The organism is Lachnospiraceae bacterium oral taxon 500 (assembly GCA_002999035.1).
GTDB lineage: Bacteria > Bacillota > Clostridia > Lachnospirales > Vallitaleaceae > W11650.
The window spans coordinates 1,758,072-1,781,844 of sequence record CP027241.1; the positions used below are offsets into that span (position 1 = coordinate 1,758,072).

General features: G+C 44.1%; 17 protein-coding genes and 2 pseudogenes. All 19 read left to right on the forward strand.

The features are described from left to right. The first annotated feature begins 129 nt into the window (after positions 1 to 129). The 19 genes and pseudogenes from C3V36_08080 (at position 130) to C3V36_08170 (ending at position 23,754) form a co-directional block, all read left to right on the forward strand. A pseudogene (locus tag C3V36_08080) lies at positions 130 to 1,590 on the forward strand (recombinase). 57 nt (positions 1,591 to 1,647) lie between these two features. Continuing rightward, a complete protein-coding gene (locus C3V36_08085) occupies positions 1,648 to 3,165 on the forward strand; it encodes a recombinase (protein AVM70483.1) in 1,518 nt (505 codons plus the stop codon). A 13-nt stretch (positions 3,166 to 3,178) separates the two neighbouring features. After that, positions 3,179 to 4,225 (forward strand): DNA-binding protein, encoded by a 1,047-nt coding sequence (locus C3V36_08090; GenBank protein AVM70482.1) that lies wholly within the window; start codon positions 3,179 to 3,181, stop codon positions 4,223 to 4,225. Between the two features lie 86 nt (positions 4,226 to 4,311). Continuing rightward, positions 4,312 to 4,419: pseudogene (locus C3V36_08095) on the forward strand (single-stranded DNA-binding protein). 103 nt (positions 4,420 to 4,522) lie between these two features. After that, the gene (locus C3V36_08100) at positions 4,523 to 5,116 is read left to right on the forward strand and encodes an abortive phage infection protein (GenBank protein ID AVM69203.1); all 594 of its coding nucleotides are present in this window, start codon (positions 4,523 to 4,525) and stop codon (positions 5,114 to 5,116) included. After that, positions 5,116 to 5,982 carry a nucleotidyl transferase AbiEii/AbiGii toxin family protein gene (locus C3V36_08105; protein ID AVM69204.1) on the forward strand — a complete coding sequence of 289 codons (867 nt, stop codon included), beginning with the start codon at positions 5,116 to 5,118 and terminating at the stop codon, positions 5,980 to 5,982. The genes C3V36_08100 and C3V36_08105 overlap by 1 nt, the downstream gene beginning before the upstream one ends. Before the next feature lie 124 nt (positions 5,983 to 6,106). Next, a complete protein-coding gene (locus tag C3V36_08110) occupies positions 6,107 to 6,721 on the forward strand; it encodes a TetR/AcrR family transcriptional regulator (protein AVM69205.1) in 615 nt (204 codons plus the stop codon). A 61-nt stretch (positions 6,722 to 6,782) separates the two neighbouring features. Continuing rightward, positions 6,783 to 7,385, forward strand: a complete 603-nt coding sequence (locus C3V36_08115) for a hypothetical protein (protein ID AVM69206.1) — start codon at positions 6,783 to 6,785, stop codon at positions 7,383 to 7,385. Next, the gene (locus tag C3V36_08120) at positions 7,386 to 8,078 is read left to right on the forward strand and encodes an energy-coupling factor transporter transmembrane protein EcfT (GenBank protein AVM69207.1); all 693 of its coding nucleotides are present in this window, start codon (positions 7,386 to 7,388) and stop codon (positions 8,076 to 8,078) included. A gap of 81 nt (positions 8,079 to 8,159) precedes the next feature. Continuing rightward, on the forward strand, positions 8,160 to 9,599 hold the full coding sequence (locus C3V36_08125) for an ABC transporter ATP-binding protein (GenBank protein AVM69208.1): 1,440 nt from the start codon (positions 8,160 to 8,162) through the stop codon (positions 9,597 to 9,599). A 190-nt stretch (positions 9,600 to 9,789) separates the two neighbouring features. Next, positions 9,790 to 11,556 (forward strand): multidrug ABC transporter permease, encoded by a 1,767-nt coding sequence (locus C3V36_08130; protein ID AVM69209.1) that lies wholly within the window; start codon positions 9,790 to 9,792, stop codon positions 11,554 to 11,556. Next, positions 11,549 to 13,297, forward strand: coding sequence for a multidrug ABC transporter ATP-binding protein (locus C3V36_08135; protein AVM69210.1), 1,749 nt, complete (start codon positions 11,549 to 11,551; stop codon positions 13,295 to 13,297). The genes C3V36_08130 and C3V36_08135 overlap by 8 nt, the downstream gene beginning before the upstream one ends. Before the next feature lies 1 nt (position 13,298). Beyond that, positions 13,299 to 13,886, forward strand: coding sequence for an L-2-amino-thiazoline-4-carboxylic acid hydrolase (locus C3V36_08140; protein AVM69211.1), 588 nt, complete (start codon positions 13,299 to 13,301; stop codon positions 13,884 to 13,886). A gap of 66 nt (positions 13,887 to 13,952) precedes the next feature. Further along, a complete protein-coding gene (locus C3V36_08145; protein ID AVM69212.1) occupies positions 13,953 to 15,314 on the forward strand; it encodes an MATE family efflux transporter in 1,362 nt (453 codons plus the stop codon). A gap of 103 nt (positions 15,315 to 15,417) precedes the next feature. Beyond that, entirely contained in the window at positions 15,418 to 17,589 is a 2,172-nt protein-coding gene (locus tag C3V36_08150; protein ID AVM69213.1) for a hypothetical protein, read from the forward strand. 346 nt (positions 17,590 to 17,935) lie between these two features. Further along, the gene (locus C3V36_08155) at positions 17,936 to 18,907 is read left to right on the forward strand and encodes a hypothetical protein (protein ID AVM69214.1); all 972 of its coding nucleotides are present in this window, start codon (positions 17,936 to 17,938) and stop codon (positions 18,905 to 18,907) included. A 249-nt stretch (positions 18,908 to 19,156) separates the two neighbouring features. Further along, complete coding sequence (locus C3V36_08160; protein AVM69215.1) at positions 19,157 to 20,824, forward strand: hypothetical protein; 1,668 nt, start codon at positions 19,157 to 19,159, stop codon at positions 20,822 to 20,824. Positions 20,825 to 20,924: 100 nt separating this feature from the next. Beyond that, the gene (locus C3V36_08165) at positions 20,925 to 22,910 is read left to right on the forward strand and encodes a hypothetical protein (protein ID AVM69216.1); all 1,986 of its coding nucleotides are present in this window, start codon (positions 20,925 to 20,927) and stop codon (positions 22,908 to 22,910) included. 4 nt (positions 22,911 to 22,914) lie between these two features. After that, on the forward strand, positions 22,915 to 23,754 hold the full coding sequence (locus C3V36_08170; GenBank protein AVM69217.1) for a carbohydrate ABC transporter permease: 840 nt from the start codon (positions 22,915 to 22,917) through the stop codon (positions 23,752 to 23,754). Positions 23,755 to 23,773: the final 19 nt, after the last annotated feature.

Below are 23,773 nucleotides of genomic sequence, written 5' to 3' on the forward strand. Positions count from 1 at the left end.
TTGACAGAAGCGAAAGATCACCGCTTGGGATGTGATATATTCAGTTTTTTGTACAATACCAGCTTGTCTGCTGTTATAAAAATGTTGGATTTACTTGTGTTTTAGAAGTATCGTTATCTAACATCAGCTTTTGAGCGACCGGCATTTAAAGAAATGATGGAGGATGTAATCACAGGCAGTATCAACTGTATTGTGGTAAAAGATTTATCCCGTTTCGGCAGAGATTATATTGATAGCGGGAGATATTTGCAAAGGGTGTTCCCCTCTCTTGATATTCGGTTTATTGCCTTAAATGACAATTATGACAGCTTCACAGCCAGTGAAACGGAAAAGAATTTGGTGATTCCTTTCAAGAATTTCATCAACGACAACTATTGCAGAGATACCTCCGCAAAGGTCAGAAGTGTTTGTAAAGTAAAGAGAAAACAAGGACAGTTTATATCAAACTATGCTCCTTACGGCTATGAAAAAGATAAGGAAGATAAGCACAAAATAGTAATTGATAAAGAAGCGGAATATGTGGTGCGAAAAATCTTCTCCATGAAACTGGAAGGATACAGCTCCTATTCGATTGCCAAACACTTAAACGATAATGGAATCCCCTCACCGATGGAGCATAAAAAGGCAAAGGGAATACGGTATAAGACAGGCTTCAGCACAAAGGCGGTTGCCAAGTGGGATACGCCTGCGGTCAATCGCATTTTAACCAATGAGATCTATATTGGAACACTTCAACAGGGAAAACGAGAAAAGATCAATTATAAACTGGATAAAGTGGTTTCCAAAGATAGAAGCGATTGGATTGAAATTGAAGATAACCATGAGGCGATTATTGATCCCCATGACTTTGAAATCGTCCAAAAACTTTTAAAATGCGATATCAAGGCGAAAACTGTCGGAGAAAAAGCGGATTTGTTTTCCGGACTTCTCTTTTGCAAAGACTGTAACGCACAGATGACAAAGAAAGTCGATAAACGAGGGAAAACACCGACCGTCTATTATATTTGCTCCTCATACAATAAGGGGCAAGATTGTAGCAGGCACTCTATAAAGCAGGAAGAATTGCAAAGGACAGTGCTTGAAATGATTCGGCATTATATTCAGTATCTTGGGGAATACGAAAGTGTTTCAGAGAAAATCAAAGAGATGGAAGTATCCTATGAACTGTTTCAAAAAATAGATAAAAGACAGGAATACACCAAGAAAAGCAAGGCAAAATTTGAGCTTTTAAAATCTTCTCTTTACCAAGATTTGAAAGAAGGCATTATTGCGGAAGAATAATTCTATGATATGAGGGAGTTTTACACGAATCGTATCGTAGAAAGTGAGCTGGTTTTAGAAAAGCAGAGCAAAGAAATTGCAAGGCTCTATAAAAAGAGTGTGGGCAATCAGAATTTCCTTACAGATATCAACAAGTATCAAAACATCGGTACTTTAGAAAGAGGACTTCTTGTTCGACTTGTTGATAAAATCTATGTTTCGGAAGACAAGAAAATAGAAATTCAGTTTAATTATGACGAAACGATCGAGATTCTGGATAAGTTGAGCAGCTATACCTCTCAAACTCCTGAAATCAGGGAGGTGGTATAGATGGCAAGAACAGCAAATCGAAGGATGAAGTCGGAAGAAATGCTTAGCAAAGAAAATATAAACAGCTTTCAAACGGCAATCTATGCAAGAATCTCAAGAGATAAAAAAGAAAAACCGAGTGATTCCATTGAAAATCAAATTGCTCTTTGCGAGAGCTTTATTCAAAAAAGTGAGGATTTCAGTTTAGCAGGAATCTATAAAGATATTGCAAAGACGGGAACGGACTTTAATCGCCCCGCATTTCAAAAGATGATTGCTATGGTCAAGAAAAATGAAGTAAAGACTATACTTGTAAAAGACTTATCTCGTTTTGCCAGAGATTATATCGAATCTGGAGCCTATATTGAGCAAATTTTTCCCTTTATGCAAGTTCGGTTTATTTCTGTGAATGACAATTATGACAGTAAGAACAACGAAAACGGAATCAGCAGTTTGGAAATTCCTTTTAAGAATCTTGTCTATGACTACTATTCCAAGGACATCTCACAGAAAATTCGTTCCTCCGTTAAAATCAGACAAGATAAAGGCTATTACTTCGGTTCAAAAGCACCCTATGGATATGTAAAAGACGAAAATGACCATCATCAGCTCATTGTCGATGAAGCAGTAAGACCGATCGTGAAAGAAGTGTTTGCAAGATATTTAAGCGGAGAAAGTATGCTTGCGATTGCCAAAGACTTGAATGAGAGAAAAGTCTTAACACCCGGAAAGCACATAGGACTGAAAAGAGGAAGCGGAATTTGGACAGGACAGATTGTTCGCTATCTCTTAACCCAACGAGTTTATACCGGAGCAATTGTCGGCGGAAAGACCAGAGTGTATGAAGTCGGCTCGGATCATCGACAATGGACGGATAGCGAGGACTGGATTATACGGGAAAATATGCACGAAGCCATCATATCCCAAGAGGATTTTGCGGAAGTTCAAAACCGATTAAGCAGCAATGCAAAACATATCAGCCGAGAACGGAAGCATTTTCATATTCTTCAGGATAAAGTCTATTGTGGGCAATGCTATCATAAGATGAGTTATACCATTTACTCCGGAAAAAGTGACGGATATTATTGTCCATATCGGTACAAGGCAAAAGACTGCGGCTGCATGAAAGGAAAGATACAAGCCTCGGTACTGGAAGAAATCGTGTCAAAAGAAATTCAGCTTCATACCGAACATTTTCTTGAGGAAGAACAGACGAGAAGGATTGAGTATAGAGTCAAGGAAAGTATTTGTGAGAGCCTGCTTGAGCGAAAGAAAAAGCTGGAAGCGGAACAACAAAAAAATCAAATTTCCAAAATGCAGTGTTATGAAAGGCATAAACAAGGTATCATAGAGAAAGAAGAATACCTTTCAAAACGGGAATCCCTGACACAAAGAGCAAAAAACATCGAGCAGGAAATATTGATCATAGAGGACAAGATACAAGAAAATACCGCTTCAAGACATCATCTAAATGTCGATAAACTAAGAGAAGCAGTAGCCGAAGGAGAACTTGTTTTAGACTGGATCAACGAAGTGATAGACAGAATCTATGTTTATGACAAGGACAAGGTGGAGATTGTTTGGAAATTTGAATAAAGAGGACAAAGAAATGGATAAAAAAGATGAAATGATGATTGTAAATCATGAATCCCTTGTAAAAAAGATTTATATTATTAGGGAACAAAAGGTTATGCTTGACTTTGAATTAGCTGAAATCTATGGATATGAAACGAAAAATTTCAACAGGCAGGTCAAGAATAATATTGAGAAATTTGAAGGCGAAGATTTTATGTTTCAACTAACAACTCAAGAAGTTGAAGAACTTTCAAGGTGCAAAAATTTCACCTTGAACAGAGGCACCGGACGAGGGAGTAATATTAAGTACAATCCTTATGTCTTTACAGAGCAAGGAATCTATATGTTGATGACTGTATTAAAGGGTGATCTTGCAGTAAGGCAAAGTAGAGCTTTAGTTCGTACTTTCAAACAAATGAAAGACCACATTGTAGAAAATCAAGGTTTGATTGGGAAAAGAGAGTTTTTGCAGCTTTCGATGCAGATTACAAGCAATGTCGTGGAAATGCAGGATTTAAGACGGGATTTAATGAATGTGGAAGATAAGGTGGCAGGATTAGTGGACAATTTAGGGAATGTTGTGCATAAATCCGAACTGTCTGACCTGATTCTTGACCTCAGTAATCCACAACTCAAATACGGATTTTTACTCTTGAACGGACAGCCGATCGAAGCCAATCTTGCTTATAAGGACATTTACAGAATAGCGAAACAGAGTATCTATATCGTCGATAACTACATCGGAGTGAAAACTTTGGTCTTGTTAAAAGATGTTCCTTCATCAGTAGAGGTCATTATATTCAGTGATAACATCGGCAAAGGACTGCACAGTCTTGAATATCAGGATTTTTGCCAAGAATATCCTTTTAGAAAGATAACATTCCAAAAATCCGGTGGCGAGTTTCATGACAGGTACATCATTATCGACTGTAATACCGAACAACAACGAATCTATCATTGTGGAGCGTCTTCCAAAGATGCAGGGCAAAGAATCACAAGCATAACGGAAGTGGTCGATCAGATGATTTACACCGACCTTATCAATAATCTCTTGAAAAATCCGGTGTTGCAATTAAAATAGAAGTAAATCAGATTGGAAATTTGAAAAAATATGTATCCAATACTTGACACAAGGGTGGGAATGCAAATATCATATTGGACTATAGTCAAGAAAATGGTAAAAAATCTATATTTGGTGCTATCAAAGAATATCAGGCAGAAGATAAGCAAAAGCCGAAAGTAAAGCAGGAATCGTCAAAAGAAGCAGAAAGATAATGATGGTCGGTGTGGTCTTAGGGCTGCACCGGCTCTTTTTTTTCTATATGTTTACTTTTACGCTTATATAATATATAATAAGAGCGTGAAAGGAAGTGAGTTCATGAACCAGTTAGAACAGATTGGGGAAATTTCAACTGTGGGTAATGGAGTTTTAAGAACTTCAGAAGTCATCAGTAAAGGAATTTCTAAAACGACTTTGGCAAAATTTGTAGAAAAATATAATTATGAGCGTATTTCACATGGAATTTATTGTTCTCCAGATGTATGGAAAGATGGACTGTACTTATTACAGCTTCGTTGCCCGAAAACAATCTTTTCTCACGATACAGCCTTGTTTCTGCTTGATATGACAGATCAAGAGCCGCTGCAATATACTGTTACGGTAAAAAGCGGATATAATGCCACTCATTTAAGAGAAGATGGTGTAAAAGTATTCTCTATTAAAAAAGACTTTTTTGAACTTGGGATTTCAAAAGCAAAAACACCTTTTGGAAATGAAGTTTTCATCTATAATCCTGAGCGTACTGTTTGTGATATGATTCGTAGTCGTTCACAAATTGAAATTCAAATTTTTCAGGATGCAATAAAGCAGTATATCAGGCGTAAAGACAAGAATTTGCATCTACTTATGGAATATGCAAAAAAACTTCGAGTAAATCATATGTTAAGTAAATATTTGGAGGTGTTATTATAATGATTCATTCATCAAAACAACTAAAAGATTTGATACGAAATTTGTCAAAAGAAGTCGGTATTGAAGCCCATGTACTGATTAGAAAATATATGATGGAGCGGTTTTTAGAGCGAGTATCTTCATCAAAATACAATGGAAGTTTTATCCTAAAAGGCGGAATGTTGGTAGCAGCTTTTGTAGGGGTAGAGGCAAGGGCTACAATGGATATAGACACTACCATTAAAGGTATTCCTGTAACGATGGTTGATATGGAGCGTACAATTACAGAAATTTCAAATATAGATTTAGAGGATAATGTGAAGTTCAGAATTAAAAAAGTATCGGAAATTATGGATGAAGCAGAATATTCAGGAATACGATTCAGTATGGATGCTGTATTAGATGGAGCAGTTATTCCTTTGAAGATAGATATTTCTACAGGCGATGTAATTACTCCAAGAGAAATAGCCTATTCATACAAACTGATGTTTGAAGATAGAACAATCCCCATTATGACATATCCTATTGAAACAGTCTTGGCAGAAAAGCTGGAGACTGTCATTTCAAGATCCGTAACCAATACAAGAATGAGGGATTTTTATGATATTCACATACTCTTAAAATCACAAAATATAGATGCTGATATATTAGCTTTAGCGTTAGAGAGAACTGCTAAGAAACGAGGAAATTTTAACCTTTTAGAAAATGCAGAAAGTGTATTGAAGGTAGTAAAATCAGATGAAGATATGAAAAGGCTGTGGGATATTTATCAGAAAAAATTTAAATATGCAGGCGAATATACTTGGGATGAAGTAATACATTCGGTTAGGGAACTATCCATAGAAGCTAAATTAGATGTTGAAAAAATATCTGTTGCAGAAAAATAGAGTGAATACAAAAAAAAGACAATGTAGATCCAGGAAACTCAAGATCAAAAATCTTGACGCAACTTTAAATATATGTTAATATACCAGTGGTATATACCACTGGTATATTAACATGGAGGAAAATATGAGTATATCGGAAACACAGCGGAAGATATTGGAAATCGGCAAAAAAGAGTTCTTAGCCAAGGGCTTTAAAGACGCTTCGCTTAGAAAAATCGTGGCGGAGGCGGGTTTTACCAAAGGCGCTTTTTACGGCTATTACCCGGATAAGGCGGCTCTGTTTGAAGCGCTGGTATCAGAGGCGGCAGACGGACTGGTTAAAATGTTCAAGGACGCGCAGGCGGCACATTTTGATTTAGTACCGGCGAATAAGACGGCGGAAAGCAGGGAACTGTCAACCGAGTATTTGCGGCATTTTGTTAATTATGTTTATGACCATTTTGCGGAGTTTAAACTGGTCATTTGCAGTGCGGAAGGTACAAAATATGCGAATTATATCCATGAGTTGGTGGAGCTGGATGTGGAGCGCACCGAGAGGTATTATCAAATCCTGCGCGAGAAAGGGAAAATCAAGGGGCAGGTTAGCCATGAACTGCATCATATGATTACCAGTGCCTATTTTACCGGGGTATTTGAGACGGTTGTCCATGATATGACCAGAAAGCAGGCGCTGGAATACATAGAAGAACTGGCGGTTTTCTTTAATTCTGGCTGGGACGGACTTTTAAGGCTTTTATAGCCTTAAAAAATTTAGAAGCGGGTTAGTTAAAACTAACATGATGACACAAGGAGAAAGAATTATGACAAGCCAAAAGACAGATTCCTTACAAACCAAAGATTTTATTTCCATCGGCATTTTTTCACTGATTTATTTTGTGATTGCCTTTACCATCGGCGGCGTCGCGCAAATGACACCGGTTACCTTTCCGTTTATGCCGATGATTGTGGCCCTCTTTACCGGCAGCATTTTTATGCTGTATACCGCTAAAATCCCGAAACGGGGCGCGATCAGCGTTTTGGGGATTTTATCAGGCATTTTGTTATTTGTGACCGGAATGTTTTGGATGATGTCGGTGTTTTTCATTTTATTTGGCTTTATCGCTGACGCGATTGTATCGGCCGGCGGTTTTCGGTCTTTTAAGAAAAATTTGACAGCTTATTGCGTTTTCGCGTTGGGGCCGATGGGAGCGTATGTGCCGATGGCGGTACTGCCGGAGCAATTTGATCGGTTTATGCGTAAAAAAGGAGATTTTTCGTCTTTTGCCGCGGTAATCAGCTCAATCGGCGCCAATCGGTGGGTAATTCCGGCCATGCTGCTCGGAACGATTATCTGCGCGGCTATTGGCGGCATAATCGGCAAAAAACTGTTGAAGAAACATTTTGAAAAGGCAGGAATTGTATAAATGCGGCTGGATCCAAGAACTAAATTACTAATTCTCGCTCTGACCAGCATATCGGTCTTTTTGAATGAAAACCTTTGGATTGAGTGCGCCTTTGTGCTGATTCCTTTCTTATTGCTTTTACAAGCCAAAAAAATTGGGATTGCTCTTAAAAGCGGCACGTTCTTTATTATTTTGCTGATGATACAGCTATGGGCGGTACCGGCGCTTCCGGCGGCGGCCGGCGGTATTGTCTATATGTTTGCGGTATATATCCGCAAGCTGATTCCCTGCTTTCTGCTCAGTTCCTTTTTAATTCAGACGACTAAGGTCAGCACTTTTCTGGCGGCGATTAGCCGGCTGCCCTTGCCGAAGGGCTTTACGATTGCTCTAGCCATTACGCTCCGCTATTTTCCGACCATGACCGAGGAATGGGGCTTTATCAAAGATGCGATGTCGCTGCGGGGGATATTGGTTTCGCCTTTGGGTTTGCTGCATCATCCGCTGCGGACAATGGAATATGTATATGTGCCGATGCTGGTGTCAGCCTCAAAAATATCGGATGAGATAACCATGGCGGCGGTTACCAGAGGAATTGATCATACCGGAAAGCGAAGCTGTCTGGAAAATGTCCGGTTTTCTGTCCGGGATGGAATATTGCTTGTTATTTACACCGGCATTATTATTTTGCTGATTATTTTTAACTTTATGATATAAGCTAAAAGCATGAAAATCCAATGCGGAACTTCGCGGTAAAAAGATTTATTAATTTCGTTTTGTAAAGGAAGGTATTTTTCTTTGATTACTTTAAATAATGTTTTCTTTTCCTATAAGGGCACGGAAGAAAATAGCCTGCGTGATGTCTCACTTCATATTCCCCGCGGGCAGTGCGTGCTTTTATGCGGCCCGTCCGGCTGCGGCAAAACAACTTTGACCCGGCTGCTAAATGGTCTGATTCCGGATTTTTTTGACGGCGACTTTACAGGAGAAGCGGAAGTGAAGGGGATAAATATCGCGAAAGCGGATATTTTGCAGCTTTCCGAAGTGGTCGGCACGGTGTTCCAAAACCCCAGAACCCAGTTTTTTAATACCGATGCCGACAGTGAAATTGTTTTTGGACTGGAAAATCGAGGGCTGCCGACGGAGCAATTGGTTAGTCGGCTGGAACAGGTGACGGAAGATTTAGGGCTGCGGGATTTGCGGGGGCGCAGTATCTTTGAACTTTCCGGCGGGGAAAAACAGAAGATTGCCTTTGCCTCGGTTTACGCGGCCGGGCCCGAATTATTTGTTCTGGATGAACCGTCCTCCAATCTGGATTATCAATCCATCAAGGAACTAAAAAGACTGATCCAAAAGATAAAAGCGCAGGGCAAAACCATTGTCATTGCCGAGCACCGGATCTGGTATTTAATGGATATTGCCGACCGGGTGATTTTGATGGAAAACGGACAGATTACGGGAGATATGAATATTTCGGAGTTTAATCAGCTTGCGCAAATCAGGCAGAGGAAGCTGCGCTGCCGAAACCTGTCGGAAGTTAAAGCAGAAGCGGCCGGCGCGGCCCTAGGAAAGCATCGTTTTGAAGTGGCCGGACTGAGTGTAAAGCTCGGACATAAAATGGTTTTGCGGAATATTTCATTTAAGGCGGCCGGCGGAGAAATCATCGCTATTACCGGAGAAAACGGCGCCGGCAAGACGACATTAGCCCGCGTTTTGTGCGGTCTTGAACAAGAAGAAATCGGTCAAATCGCCTTTGACGGCCTGACTTTGTCGGGAAAAGCACGGCGGGAAAAGTCCTATCTGGTAATGCAGGATGTGGGGCATCAGCTTTTTACCGACAGCGTCGATGCCGAGTGCCGGCTGGGCATAAAAAAGGACAAGGAGCCCTTTATTGACCGGACTTTAGCGGCGCTTTCACTGGCGGCACTGAAAGACCGGCATCCGCTGTCCCTCTCCGGCGGTCAAAAGCAAAGGCTGGCGGTGGCGGTCAGCCTGCTGTGCGGCAAGGAGGTGCTGATTTTTGACGAACCGACCAGTGGTCTTGACCTTAACAGCATGGAAGAAGTCGGCGGTTTGATTAAAAAACTGGCGGCGGAGCACAAAATCATCTTGATTATGACTCATGATATTGAGTTTATCAAGACTATTTGCTCACGGGTTTTGATTTTATCGCAGGGGGAAATGGCGGGCGAACTTGGCGGGGAAGAAAAAGATGAATTAGAGAAATATCTAAAATAGAGGAAAATAGAGGAAAATAGAGGAAAATAGAGGAAAATAGAGGAAAATAGAGACATAAGCGGCTCTGTCAAGGGGCTGTCTGTTTTGGTACGGGCGTGCGCTCAGCCTAAAAAGGCGGTTCTGACGCAATAGGAAAATGTGAGTAAAAAGAGCAAAAATAAAGAGGGAATGCGCTTCCAAGGGAGAAAAAATGAAAACATCGGAAAACAACATGCGAAAAAGTTCTGCCCGGTATCTGCTTGAATTTGCGGAGCCTTGCCGAAAACTGCTGGTCAGCTCAGTAATTTTGGCAGTATTGGGAGCGGCAGCGGGGATTATCCCGTATCTGGCCGTTTCCAAAGGCATCATTTGGATTTGCGCGGGTGATTACAGGATGTCGGATATTCTTTTAATGGCTTTGGCCGCGCTGACAGGTTATCTGGGACAGCTGGTTTTGTCCACGCTTTCGACGATCCGGTCGCATCGGGCGGCCTTTCTTGTGCTGAAAAACATTCGAACGCGGCTGACAGCCAAGCTTGCGCACGTGCCGATGGGCTTTATTCTGGATACGCCCTCCGGAAAGTTTAAAACCATGCTGGTCGATACAATCGAAAAGCTGGAGCTGCCGCTGGCCCATATGCTCCCGGAGCTGACAGCGAATCTCCTGATTCCGGTTTTGATGCTGATTTATTTCTTTTACCTTGACTGGCGATTAGCATTGACCGCGCTTGCTACTTTTCCGCTGGGATTGCTTTGCTATATGGGCATGATGGAGGATTATGAGAACCGATATGCTAAAGTTTCGGCAGCCGGCAAAAATATGGACGCGGCCATTGTCGAATATATCAGTGGCATTGAGGTGATTAAAGCATTTAATCAAAGCAGCAGCTCATACCGGAAATATACGGATGCTGTCCGGGAAAACGAAGCATCCAAAGCCGAGTGGTTTAAACAAACAAATCCGTATTATGCGGCAGGAATGGCCGTGGCGCCGTCAAGCCTTTTGGGCGTATTGCCGCTGGGCAGTTGGTTTTTTATAAACGGAAGTATCTCCGCCGGCAGTTTTATCGCCTGTATTATTTTATCGCTCGGACTGATTGCGCCGCTGATTCAGGCGCTGCGCTACACCGACAGCTTTGCCATGGTGGACTCGACCATCAAGGAGATTGCCGGCCTTTTGGAAGCGGAGGAAATCCGGCGGCCGCAGGAAGAAGCGGAGCTGGTCGGCAATGAAATTGAGTTTTCCCATGTTTCCTTTGCTTACGGGGTGACGGAAGTGCTGCATGATATCTCTTTCCAGACGGTTACTGACGGGATTACCGCCCTGGTCGGGCCATCCGGTTCAGGCAAGTCCACGGTCGCCCGCCTGATTGCCTCGTTTTGGGAAGCGAGCGCCGGGACTGTCCGAATCGGCGGGCAGGACGCGCGCAATATTCCGCTGGCGCAAGTGATGAAGCAGATTGCCTATGTTTCGCAGGATAATTATTTATTTCATTTATCGATCAAAGAAAATATCCGGCTGGGCAGGCCGAACGCCACGGACGAGGAGGTTAAGCGGGCGGCTGAAAAGGCAAGCTGCCATGATTTTATTGCTGCTCTGCCAAATGGTTATGATACGATGGCAGGCGATGGCGGAAACAGCCTTTCCGGCGGAGAAAAACAGCGGATTGCCATAGCCAGGGCTATTTTAAAGGACAGCCCGATTATTGTGCTGGATGAGGCCACCGCCTTTACCGATCCGGAAAATGAGGCGGTTATTCAGCGCTCGATTGGCGAACTGGTATCCGGCAAGACGCTGATTGTCATTGCTCATCGGCTTTCCACCATTACTATGGCCGATAAAATCATCGTCATGAATCACGGCCGAATTGAGGCCGAGGGTGTTCACGAGGATTTGCTGGAGAGTTGTGCGCTTTACCGGACGCTCTGGAATGCGCATATCAGCGCCAGTGACAGAAAGGAGACGGCGTATGCTTAAAATGTTTAAACGGCTGTTAGCTTTTTCGGGACAGGAAAGCAAAAGGCTGGTTTTATCTTTTGTGTTTCATATGTGCCATTCCTTTTTTGAAATGCTCCCGATTATGGCGATTTTGACGGTTCTGTCGGCGATATTGGGAGCGGTGGCCGGTCGGCCGATGTCCAATCGGGTAATAGGAAGCTCATTGGCAATTATGCTGCTTAGTATTATAGGAAAAATCTTTTTTATCAATTTGTCTGCCGTCAAAAGAACCCTGGGCAGCTTTGCCATGTGCAGCAACTGGCGAATAGAACTTGGTGAAAAATTAAAGCGGGCGCCGATGGGCTATTTCAGCGCGCACCGTTTAGGTAATATTACGGCGGCGGTGACAACCACGCTCGGTGATTTGGAAGCCAGTGCGGTAACCATAATGGAGTCGGTTGCCGGCGGATTTATCCATGCTTTTATTATTGGGATATGGCTTTTGACGTATGAATGGAGAATCGGTCTGCTGATGATAGCGGGGCTTCTTATTTCCTTTCTGATTTATGCTCAAACTCAGGCGGCGGGAGAAAAATATTCCCCCAGACGGCAAGCGGCGCAGGCGCAGCTGGTCGCCGGAATTTTGGAATATATTCAGGGTATGGCAGTGGTTAAGGCTTTTGGACTGGGAGAAAGAGCGGGCAAAGCGGTCGATATTGCCATCGCAGAAAGCGCGGAGGCCAATATTGTTTTGGAAAAAGTTTTCTCCTCTTTAGCGGCGGCGTTTCAAACCGTATTTAAGTTAATCCGAGCGCTGATTCTGACAGCGGCGCCATATCTTTTGCTGCATGGAGAAATTACCGCCGAAAAATGCCTGCTGCTTATGGTTGCCAGCTTTATGATTTATTCGACGGTGGAATTGGCCGGCAGTACGGCGGCGGTTGCCAGGGTAGTGGATGCTTCTCTTGACCGGCTGGAGAAAATATCGAATATGCCGCTTTTGGATGAAAGCGGTCAGGAACAAAGCCCGGATAATTATGATATTAGCGTTCAAAGTGTATCGTTTGCTTATGACCAAAAAGAAGTGCTGCAAGACGTCAGCTTTTTCATACCGCAGGGTACGAGCTGCGCGCTGGTCGGTGCTTCCGGCTCGGGCAAGACTACTTTATGCAGCCTGATTGCCCGGTTTTGGGATGTCAGCCGGGGTGAAATCTTACTGGGCGGCATAAATGTCAAGGATTATACCTGCGACAGCCTTTTAAAGAACTTTTCCATTGTTTTTCAGCAGGTGTATTTATTTGAAGATACGATTGAAAATAATATCCGGTTCGGAAAGCCCGATGCTACGGAAGCAGAAGTAATTGCGGCTGCCAAAAAGGCCTGCTGTCATGAATTTATTGCTGCGCTGCCCGACGGCTATCAGACGAAAATAGGCGAAAACGGGGCGACTTTGTCCGGCGGAGAAAAGCAGAGAATTTCCATTGCCAGGGCAATCTTAAAGGACGCACCGGTAGTAATCTTAGATGAAGCGACCGCCAGCGTTGATCCGGAAAATGAGCAGGAATTGCAGACGGCAATCACAGAACTGACGCAAAATAAAACTTTGCTGATGATTGCTCACCGGCTCAATACAGTGCGCCGGGCGGATCAGATTCTGGTGTTGGAAAACGGGCGGATTACGCAGCGGGGAACGCACAGCGAGCTGATGCAGCAGGAAGGAATGTATAAGCGCTTTGTCGATATTCGGGAAGAAGCCATCGGCTGGAAGGTAGGTGAATAAAATGACATATAAAAAGTTTTATCAGGGAAAGCTGCCGCCGCACTTATTGGAGCAGATTGACGCGGAGCATAAAGCCAAAATGAGTTTGCTGGTTCAAAAAACGGAGCACGGAAACTGGACCAAAGAGCAAAGGAAACGACAAAAAAGCAGTATTTTGCCAAATATTGCCCTATATCAGACTTTTCTGGAGAACGGCATACCGCCGGAAAAGGCGAAAGCACTGGTCAGGGCATATTCGTTTTATAAGGCTGAAAAGTTTCATGGCATTTTGGAAACATTGTTTTATTTGCCCGGCTTTTTCCGGCTGTTCCGTTTTTTTATGCGAATGGGAATGAAAGGACGGGAAATTTGGATCAGTAAACTTCGGACGGATAATACCGCCGAGTATTCCATGGATGTCTTAAAATGCCTGTGGGCGGATACCTGCGCGGCTTTTGGCTGTCCGGAAATTTGCGAGATATTTTGCCTGTGCGACTTCATTGTATTTGGCAATATAAAGCAAATGCGGTTCAAGCGGAGCCAGACCTTGGGCATGGGCGGCGGTAAGTGTGATTTTTGCTTTCGGTCTAAAAAGTCCAAACACCCATGATGAAGAATTGATAGTAAAATGTTGTGATTACAGGTTAAAAATGAAAATTATACGGGGGTATTTGCGATGGATGTGCGAAATAAATTATTGACGGAAAAACCCTGGAAGCTGATGATTAGTTTGAGTATTCCGGCGATTTTAGGGCAATTTATTGTAGGGCTGTATGCTTTTGTGGACTCGATTTACGTGGGGCAAATGGTTGGCACGGACGCGATGAGCGCGGTGTCGGCTGCCTCGCCGTTTGTGCTGGTTAATAATGCGATTGCCGTATTGGTGGGGATTGGTTCCGGTTCGGTGCTTTCCCGGGCGATTGGCCATAAGGATCAAAAAACGGTCGATAAGATTATGGGCAATCTGGCATTTTTGGTGATTTTATTGTCGACGGTCGTGATGGCAATGGGGATTTTATTTGCACCGGCCTTGCTGCAATTATCCGGCGCACAGGGAGAGGTTCTTGAAATGGGCGTTTCTTATCTGAGGACCGTATATTTAGGCTCTGTTTTTGTGAACTTTATGCAGGGCGCCAATATGGTTATTCGGGCAGAAGGACGCATGGGCACGGCGATGGGGATTATGGCGGCGGGGGCGATTTTAAATATTATTTTAGACCCGGTACTGATTCTACTGCTGCCTAACCGCGGTCCGCAGGCAGTGGCAATCGCAACGGTGCTATCTCAGTTCGTTCAGGCGGCGGTAACCTTGCTTTATTTTCTGAAAAAGAGTCCGGTAGTGCGTTTTCATGGAGTAAAACCGGCGAAAGAGTTAAACCCGGAAATCTTTTCGGTCGGGGCCAGCGCTATGCTGATGCAGATTATGATGCTTGTTCAAATGACGGTTGTATATAACACAGCGGTGCGGTTTGGCGGGGACAGTCAAATTGCCCTGATGGGAGCGGCGCAAAGGGTTATGCAGCTGGCTTTTGTTCCGATTTGGGGAATGAGTCAGGGCATGCAGCCGGCGGTTGGGACCAATTTCGGAGCCAAAGAGTACGTCCGGGTGAAAAAGCTGACCAATGTGTTTATCATTGGTTCTACTTGTTTGGCCGGATTATTTTTCCTTGTCATTGAAGTATTTGCAGCGCAGATTTTGTCGGCTTTTATCACCAATCCCGATATCGTTAAAGCAGGTTTATCCAATTTCAGGCTGATGTACTGTATTTTTCCGACTTACGGACTGCTGATTATGGTAGTTACTTATTTTCAATCGCTGGGGAAGGCCAAACAGGCTGGTTTTTTAGTCATCCTCCGTCAACTGGCCCTGGTGATTCCTTTGGTTCTGATCCTGCCTCGTTTATTAGGGGGAAATGTGCTGGGGGTATGGCTGGCTTTGCCGGTGAATGACATTATCATTCTCTTGGCGGCGTTGTTGCTGCTGGTGCGGGAATATAAGGAATTAAAGAAGATGGCAAAGATATTACCTGAACAGTAGCACAATATTTTTTATTTTTCTGATTTTATACACTTTAATTGACAAATTAAACGAAAGAGAGGTATAATGCAAGTGAATTAACACAAATGAGAGGAGGAAAGTCATGAACGGAAAAGGGAGAGAGAAAAAGAAATGGAATAAGCTGTGGAGTTTGCTGCTGTCTGCGGCATTAGTGCTGACCTTGCTGCCGGCGGCAAAAGTCTCGTCATTGGCGGCGGCGCACCCGACCGCGGAGGAGATAATCATAAACAAATTTGATTTTAGCGCTGCTCCGTATTATAAAAATGGCGGGCAAGCGGGAACAGCAACGGACTATAATGTCTGGTACAACGCGGAAACAGGCGTATTGGAACTGAAAGACTTTCACGGAACCGACAGCCCTATTTGGAATCAATCAGCGCTGCCTCTGACCATTAAGGTAACAGGAAAGAATACTTTAAAAATAGCGGTCGGTGATACGGCCAGTGCGATAGGAATAGATTCTTATTATGGTGAGCTTTCCTTTGTCGGCGACGGCTCATTAAATATTGATATCACCGGCGGAAACCCGATGTGTTACGCGATAGGAGGAAAGCGGGTAACGGTTGGCGACCGGGTGACAATGAATATTTCTGCACAGAGCAAGGCGGATGTCTGCGGTATTTACGCGGTGGAGGGTGTCCGAATTAAGGAGAAAGCCGCGGTGAATATCACCAGTACCGGCACCGGCGCCGGTTATGAGGGAATAGCGATATTTGTTGATGGGGGAGATGACTCGGGGGAAATACGGTTTGAGTCCGAAAGACCTACCACCATCAAGTTAGCGGGTGAAACCGGAAAGTTTAATTATGCGGTATATAATACGGTCTATGTTAATCAGAACCCGGGGGCTTTAAATAACGGCAACAGCAATATTTCTTTTTTAGGTAAGGGCCGGGTCAGCATCATCAATACGGGAAAAGTTTATGCAGCCGGGATTGTATCGGATAGTAATCTTGATGGAAAGCCCGGAGAAATCCTGCTGCGGGGAGCAGAGGTTGAAATCCGGGATTGTAATGACGATATTGTGAATAGATATAACAAGACGCCTTTGAACAAGGCTGACATTATCATTAAAGATAACAGCAAAGTGACGGTCGTGTCAGATAAAGAAGCGGGATTCTTTTTGACCGATCGCAAGGGGATCGTATCGGCTGCGAACGGTATTTTGATCGAAGACAGTGAGGTGTCGGTGACAGCAGTAAAAGGCGGACTTGATGTTAATTGGTATTATGAGCATGCCGCTAATCAATCCCCTTATGGGATAGATATCAAGGGAACCTCCAAGGTTTCCCTGACTGGCGGAGAAAACGGAGAAAACAGTTATATTTTGGCAGGCAACAACCGGGCGGTTTGTGATTTTGACCTTTTGCCGGGCGGGTGGATTACGATTAAAGATGGCAGCGGCAAAGCTGCAGATATAACCAGGAATGTTTTCATAAAAACGGGTGCCTGCACCAAAGCTGCGGGAGAAAAAAAGACACAGCACAGTACAGACCCGAATGCTTTTACCTATGTCAATCCTGGCGAAGCACTAAAATTCACGGGAGAGACAGGGATTGCAGATAGAAAAGAGCCAAGTAAGGAAGCGAACAAAGAGCTGATTAAAAACATTGTCGACCCGGAACAGGCAAGGCTGGTGGAAAAACTGTTTGCAAACGGGCCGGTCACAGAAAAGAAAACAGCACTGAGAGCCCTGACTGCGGACACTAAAGCGGCGCTGGCAGCGGGGATGCTGCCGAAGTATACCGATGTCAAAACAGGCCGGTGGTACTCCAGTGATTTGGCTGTGATCATGGCGCTGGGGCTGGCCAAGGGTACCGGCGCAGGTACCTTTTCTCCGGATAGGAATGTTACCGGTCAGGAAATGATGGCTATGCTGGTCAGATGTATGGGCAAAGAAGTAACGCCGGTTACGGGCAATAACTGGTATGCTCCCTATAAGAGCGAAGCGGCAGCGCTGAAGCTGGACGAGGGGCTTCGGTTTGATCTGGCCAAAGAGTTGACCAGAGCGGAAGCAGCGCAAATGATGTACCGGTATATTAAGCTGAACGAAAAAACAGCGGCAAAACCCGATAGCAATGCCCTTGCCCAAATAAAGGATAGGGCAGAAATCCCGACGGAATACCAGACAGCGGTGGCGTATATGTACCAAAAGGGCATCTTCAAGGGGTACGAGGATGGCAGCTTTGCGCCGAATAAGAGTGTTTCCCGAATTGAGGTGATTGTTCTGCTGGTCCGACTGTTGGTAATGTAAAATTATGAATATTTATTGAGGTTTGCACAGGTTTTGTTGTAAAAATAGCCGAAATATATTTACAAAAGAGTGAAGATATGATATACTTTATACAAATAAACGGTTCGAGTGAGCCGATTGCAGTTCGGCAAAATGCAAAATGCAAAATGCAAAATGCAAAATGCAAAATGCAAAATGCAAAATGCAAAATGCAAAATGATTATATGCTAATCATGCTAATAAAAAATGAGTTTTGATGAATTATTCAGGTGAGGGATGAGCAGACATAGATATCTGCTCATCTGAATTACAGCAAATAAGTTACGCGGGTAAATACCTGGCAGAAATCTTTTGAAGGGATGATAAAGTGATAGCTACCAGAAAAGATGTGGCGGAGCTGGCAGGCGTATCGGTGGCAACCGTATCTTATGTCATAAATAGAACGAAAAATGTTACTGCGGAAGTACAGGAGCGGGTTGAGGCGGCGATAAGAGAATTGAATTATTCGCCCAATTTAGTTGCCCGCAGCTTAGCTACCCGTAAGACTCAGCATGTGGCAATGCTTGTCAATAACTTAAAGAATCCATATTATACTGAGATGTTAGCCGGAGCCCAAGCAGTTGCCAGTAAAAAAGGCTATATCGTATCGATTATCATGGTGGATTACGCTGCTCCGGAAGAAACGCTAAAGCTGGCTTCCAGAGGACTGGACGGCGTGATAGTGGCGACAGTTCAGGCGGATGAGACAATAAGGTTCTTAGACGGCCGGATTCCATATGCCACGGCGAGTGAAAATTTGTATTGCAGTTATAAAGAAGGGATTTTTGAAGCGGTTAAATCACTCAAGGAATATGGACATACCGATATTGCCTTTCTTAGCGGTTTGCGGATGGGGGAGAGTCATGAACGGTACCGCTATTTAACGGAAGCCCTGAAATATTATAATCTGCCGGTAAACCGGAACTTAATGGTCGATGGGAATCAGCGGGAGGAAACCAATGAAGCGGCCGGGGTTGAGGCCATGCAGGATCTTATAGACCGGCGGGAATCATTTACGGCGGTTTTTGCGGTAAATGATTTGATGGCATTCGGGGCGATGAGTGCACTGGCTAAGAATGGCCTAAAGGTGCCGGAGGATGTTTCGGTCATAGGCTGCGATAATCTGGAAATCGGGCGCTATTTTTTGCCGGCCCTTTCCACATTGGATGTGTCTGCATTTAAAATGGGAAAATATTTGATGAAAGAACTGATTTCTAAAATTGAAAATAAATCGGAAACAAGAAAAATTGTGATTTCTGCTTATGTGGAGCGAGCGAGCGTAGGCAGACGCAAAGAGTAAGAAAAGGGAAATATTGCGCCGGATATTATTTTTTGGCGCTCAAGTTACACGGGTAACTTTTCCCGTACCCAATCGAACAGCCTTTTTGCTTGGCGGTGTGCGGAATGTCCGTACTGTTTTGATGGAAGTGCACAGCGGAAAATGGCGCCTTTTCGCTGAGCAGGCCGTAGTCAGAAAGACTGTGCCTTTGGATAGGGGAAAGCTGAGTTAAGAACTTTTTCACAATGAAGACTTGAAGGAGGAATAATTATGAAAATGAAGAAACTCATGGCATTGGCCATGGCGGCGGCGATGACTCTCAGCCTTGCCGCATGCGGTTCTAACTCCGCAGATAAGGGGAAAACGGTGACGGATCAACCCACTCAGAATCAAACCGTTAAGGAAGAGACCCCTAAAGACAAGGAAGAAGCCGCTCCCAAAACCGACACAGCGACCATTACCATTTGCACAACGAATGATCCGGGAAAGCAAGCGGCCTGGACAGCGGTGGCGGAAGCTTACATGAAAAAGCACTCGGATGTTAAGGTAGTGGTCGATTTAAAGGCTTCAGAAAACTATGACCAATGGGTTCAGACCGAATTTACATCAAAGGAACCAACCGCGGATATTGTCAATATTAACTTAGCGGGTGATACCAGCAAGGGCAAGTCCATCAACTATATGGAATATTTTGACAATAAGAGCCCTTATTCCGACGGGACATGGGCAGAGCAGTTTGATGTTTCCAAACAAAAGGTGAATATGGCTGACAATACCATGGATGCGTTAAGCCTTGATACCGTTCAGGTTATTTGGCTGTATAATGCGGACATCTTTAATAAGGCCGGAGCCGAGCCGCCGAAAACATGGGATGAGATGATTGCGGCCTGTGAGAAGATTCAAGCCGCGGGCTATCAGCCAATCGCGTGCGATGGGGACTACACCAGCTTCTACGCGTTGACGATGGGCTGGCTGGCACAAATTTACCATGACCAGACCAACAGAAGTGAGGTAGAAATTACCCGGGCGAAAGAAGGCGACTATTGCTATGACCCGGATATTGATGGCAAGTGGAAATATGACCCCACCGATCCCTACAATGATGATGCAGATCATTTGACCCAGAACCCGATCAGAGCGTTTGCAGCCGTTAAAGACGGCTCCAGAAGCGGCAATACAGAAGGATTTAAGGCGGTATGGACTAATCTGGCCAAGGTATATCCTAAATATGCCGGCGGTGAATCCTTCTTCGGGACAAACTTTAATGGTTCAAAGGCATTATTTTATCAGGGCAAGGCGGCGATGATGGTTAATGTTGCCTCCGGTATCGTGGAATTTAACAATGATATGAAGGCGCTGGCTTCCGGTGAAAAGGTACAGGATTCCGAAGGAAAAGCAATTGAGAATGTGCAGAAGTTCACGCTGGGTACATTTAATATGCCTTCCATGGAAGGGCCGGAGTTTGAAGCCAAAGCCAGAACGATTGAAGTTGCGAATGGATTTATTGGCTGTATTTCTAAGGATCAGGATCATGATGACAAAGTTATTGATTTCTTAATGTACTTCTCATCAAGTGAAGGGCAGAGCGTGTACATTGATGCCGGTTTGGAAAACGGTATGGTTCCCGCCGGTCAGAGTCTGGTTTATAATATTTCCTATCCGGATGAAATTCAGAATGCGTTTGATTCGTTGAAACTGATCGGTAATGTCCAGAAAGATTTTAATAATCAGCTGGCCAGAGGAATTGGTGAGTCGGCTGACAACTTCCGTAATTTCTATGAATACAGCTATGATTTCTTAACCGCTAAAATTGATGTTAACGCATGGGCGCAAAAACATCAGGAAAATATTACCAGTCATTTTGAAAAGGCGATGGCAGAAAAAGGCGTTGGCGCAAGCGATTTGGCCAACCCGCAGAATGCACCGACGGGCAACTGATAAATAGTAAGAGAGGTCGTGGGATTTAAGACTGACAGATACGGCAGAGAGACGGGCTTTCTCTGCCGTATTTAAAAAGCGCGGTGAAGGAGACGGAAGGATGAAGGATAAAGTTGCAAAAAATAATATTATCCTTATAGTGATAGCTGCGGTGTGTTTAATAGCCGGCGTCGTTCTGCTGCTGGGCCAGAGATACTGTAATCGTAAAACCCAGGGAATCGAAAGCAGCGGAATTGCGATAGGCGCTCAAAACGGTTGTATCGCTTATGCTGCCGAAAATGATATTCTGATGGTGGGCAATCAAAATAATGAAGCCGTAGCGTTTCGGGGCGGAAATGAGATATGGAGGACTTCCGCCAATGGCGCTTATCGAACGTTTGTCATTGACGCGGATAACAGCAAAGTATATGCGGGCAATGAGGATAATCATATCTATATATATAACATTATAGATGGAACGCTGATTTCAGACATTGATACGCGGCGCAGGATTGTGGCTATGGATGTGGCGGCGGACGGTAAAATTGCAGTCGCGACCAGTACCGGTGCCACCAAGGCCAATGTTATTATTTACGATAAAGACGGGAATGAGCTTTTAAACAGCGGCTATAAGATAAAAATAAATGGGATTCGGTTTACGGCAGACAGTCAAAATATTATTATCGGTAATAACCGCGGTGAGCTAATCAAGTTGGATATAGCCGGCAGTGAGACTGGTATGTTCGCAGCCAAATATACGGTTTTGCAGATGATAAGGTATGGCGAGTATCATTTGGCGGTCTGCAAAAACGGCGGTTACTTTGGATTTGACGATGATTTACAGATAGTCAGAAAAGGAGTGATTACCAATACTGCTCAGGCGGTGGTAAACAGTATCGGAACGGATGCCGCCGGGGAATATATAGCCGTAGGTTCGCAGGAAGGATATGTATATATTTTAGATAAAAAGGATAATCAGGTTTATGTCCAAAACACACATGCGACAGTAAATGCCTTTGCGCCATACGGCGATTATATTTATATGGCAGGTGCCCATGCGTCAATTCAGATTATTCATGTCGCCGATATGGCTCATGTTCGGCTATACGGCACATTGGCTGCGGTCTTACTCGGTGCAGGCGCAATCATCTTTGCTATTGGTATATTTTTGGCGTTTCTGGCTATTCCGGCTGCCAACCGGAAGCTGCGTAAGCTGGGAAAAAATATGTGGAAAAATAAAATCGCATATATTTTGCTGCTGCCGACATTTTTGCTGTTATGGTTCTTTAATTATAGAGGGATTTTAACGGCATTTGTACGAGCCTTTACCAATTGGTCGACTACCAATAATACCGTAGCCAAAATGGATTTTGTCGGCTTAGAGAACTTTCGCCGGATGTTTCATGAAGGCTATTTTCTGATGGGCATGAAAAACTTGGCACTGCTTATTGTGACCGGTATTTTAAAGACAGTTACGATGCCACTGGTAACAGCATGGCTAGTGTATGCCGTCAGAGGAAGTAGAAAAAAATATTTATACCGCTTTCTGTTTGTGCTGCCCGTAGTTGTTCCGGGGGTAGTCATGGCGATGACCTGGCAAAAAATATACGACCCCAATATTGGTCTCTTAAATGAAATTTTAAGGGCAGTGGGGCTTTTTAAGTGGCAGCAGGTTTGGCTGGGGAATTCTAAGACGGCTATCTGGTCAATCATATTTATGGGCTTTCCGTTTATATCGGCAATGGCATTCTTGGTTTATTATGGCGGATTTATCAATATTGGCAGGGAAGTGGAAGAGTCGGCGCGGGTAGACGGCGCCAGCAGAAGCCAGGTGTTTTGGAAGATTCAGCTGCCGATTATAAAGCCGCAGCTGAGCATTATGGTAACCTTAACATTAATCGGTGTCATGCAGGACTTTAATAATATTTATATCATGACTGGCGGCGGTCCGGGAACATCAACCTATGTGCCGGCTTTGGAATTATATTTGAATGTTGCCCAGTTCGGCCGATATGGATATGCTTGTGCGTTGGGCGTGGTGTTGTTTGTCTTTACAATGACGGTCATTTTAGTCAATATGCGGCTGACCCGGGAGAAGGAGGTGTAAGCGGATGGGAAAGAAGCGGGCAAACTTTCGTTTTCAAGTGATGATAACGCTGATTATCCTTTTCCTGATTCTGATATCCTTTGTCCCGATTGCGCTGATGATTATGCTGTCTTTCAAGACCAATGCCGAAGTATACAGCAACTTTTTCGCGCTGCCCAAGAGCTTTAACTGGGGTAATTACTCGTCCGCGCTGGGACTTTTAGGGCAAAATATGTTTAATACCGTAGCGGTTGTGGCGATAGCGGTAGCATTTACACTGGTGCTGTCGGCGGTGGGGGGATATGTCTTTGCGAGAATGAACTTTCCCGGTAAGAAAATGCTGTATCTGCTGCTTATGGCGCTGCTGATGATTCCCGGAATCCTTTACCTGGCGCCCAATTATGCTTTGATTCAGCAATACGGTATATTTAACACATGGTGGGCTCTGATCCTGCCGTGGGTTTCAGGCGGACAGGTGTTGGGCATTATTCTTTGCCGCAACTCCGTAGAGGCTCTGCCGATTGATTTATTTGAGTCGGCCAGGCTGGAAGGCTGCGGAGAAATCCGAACGCTGATTTATATTACCACGCCGTTGATCAAGCCGATTCTGTCAACCATCGCCGTGCTTAAAATGGTGGATTATTACAATGATTTTATTTGGCCGATGATGGTTATTGAATCAAACAGCAAGCAGGTTATTACCGTGGCGGTTCGTGTGTTTGCCGCGTCCCAGTCGGCAGGCGGCGGCCGGATCGGCCCAATGTTTGCCGGTTATGTGATAGCAACCATTCCTGTTTTTGTTCTTTTTTTATTTACTTCTCGGCTATATATGGAAGGAATGACAGCCGGCGCGATAAAAGGATGATTTTTGAAAGGTGAAAAAT

Excerpts from the sequence above, each read along its gene's own strand:
- C3V36_08090 (AVM70482.1), top strand. The coding sequence starts at position 3,179 with ATGGATAAAAAAGATGAAATGATGATTGTAAATCATGAATCCCTTGTA.
- C3V36_08100 (AVM69203.1), top strand. The coding sequence starts at position 4,523 with ATGAACCAGTTAGAACAGATTGGGGAAATTTCAACTGTGGGTAATGGA.
- C3V36_08105 (AVM69204.1), top strand. The coding sequence starts at position 5,116 with ATGATTCATTCATCAAAACAACTAAAAGATTTGATACGAAATTTGTCA.
- C3V36_08110 (AVM69205.1), top strand. The coding sequence starts at position 6,107 with ATGAGTATATCGGAAACACAGCGGAAGATATTGGAAATCGGCAAAAAA.
- C3V36_08115 (AVM69206.1), top strand. The coding sequence starts at position 6,783 with ATGACAAGCCAAAAGACAGATTCCTTACAAACCAAAGATTTTATTTCC.
- C3V36_08120 (AVM69207.1), top strand. The coding sequence starts at position 7,386 with ATGCGGCTGGATCCAAGAACTAAATTACTAATTCTCGCTCTGACCAGC.
- C3V36_08130 (AVM69209.1), top strand. The coding sequence starts at position 9,790 with ATGAAAACATCGGAAAACAACATGCGAAAAAGTTCTGCCCGGTATCTG.
- C3V36_08135 (AVM69210.1), top strand. The coding sequence starts at position 11,549 with ATGCTTAAAATGTTTAAACGGCTGTTAGCTTTTTCGGGACAGGAAAGC.
- C3V36_08140 (AVM69211.1), top strand. The coding sequence starts at position 13,299 with ATGACATATAAAAAGTTTTATCAGGGAAAGCTGCCGCCGCACTTATTG.
- C3V36_08145 (AVM69212.1), top strand. The coding sequence starts at position 13,953 with ATGGATGTGCGAAATAAATTATTGACGGAAAAACCCTGGAAGCTGATG.
- C3V36_08150 (AVM69213.1), top strand. The coding sequence starts at position 15,418 with ATGAACGGAAAAGGGAGAGAGAAAAAGAAATGGAATAAGCTGTGGAGT.
- C3V36_08160 (AVM69215.1), top strand. The coding sequence starts at position 19,157 with ATGAAAATGAAGAAACTCATGGCATTGGCCATGGCGGCGGCGATGACT.
- C3V36_08165 (AVM69216.1), top strand. The coding sequence starts at position 20,925 with ATGAAGGATAAAGTTGCAAAAAATAATATTATCCTTATAGTGATAGCT.
- C3V36_08170 (AVM69217.1), top strand. The coding sequence starts at position 22,915 with ATGGGAAAGAAGCGGGCAAACTTTCGTTTTCAAGTGATGATAACGCTG.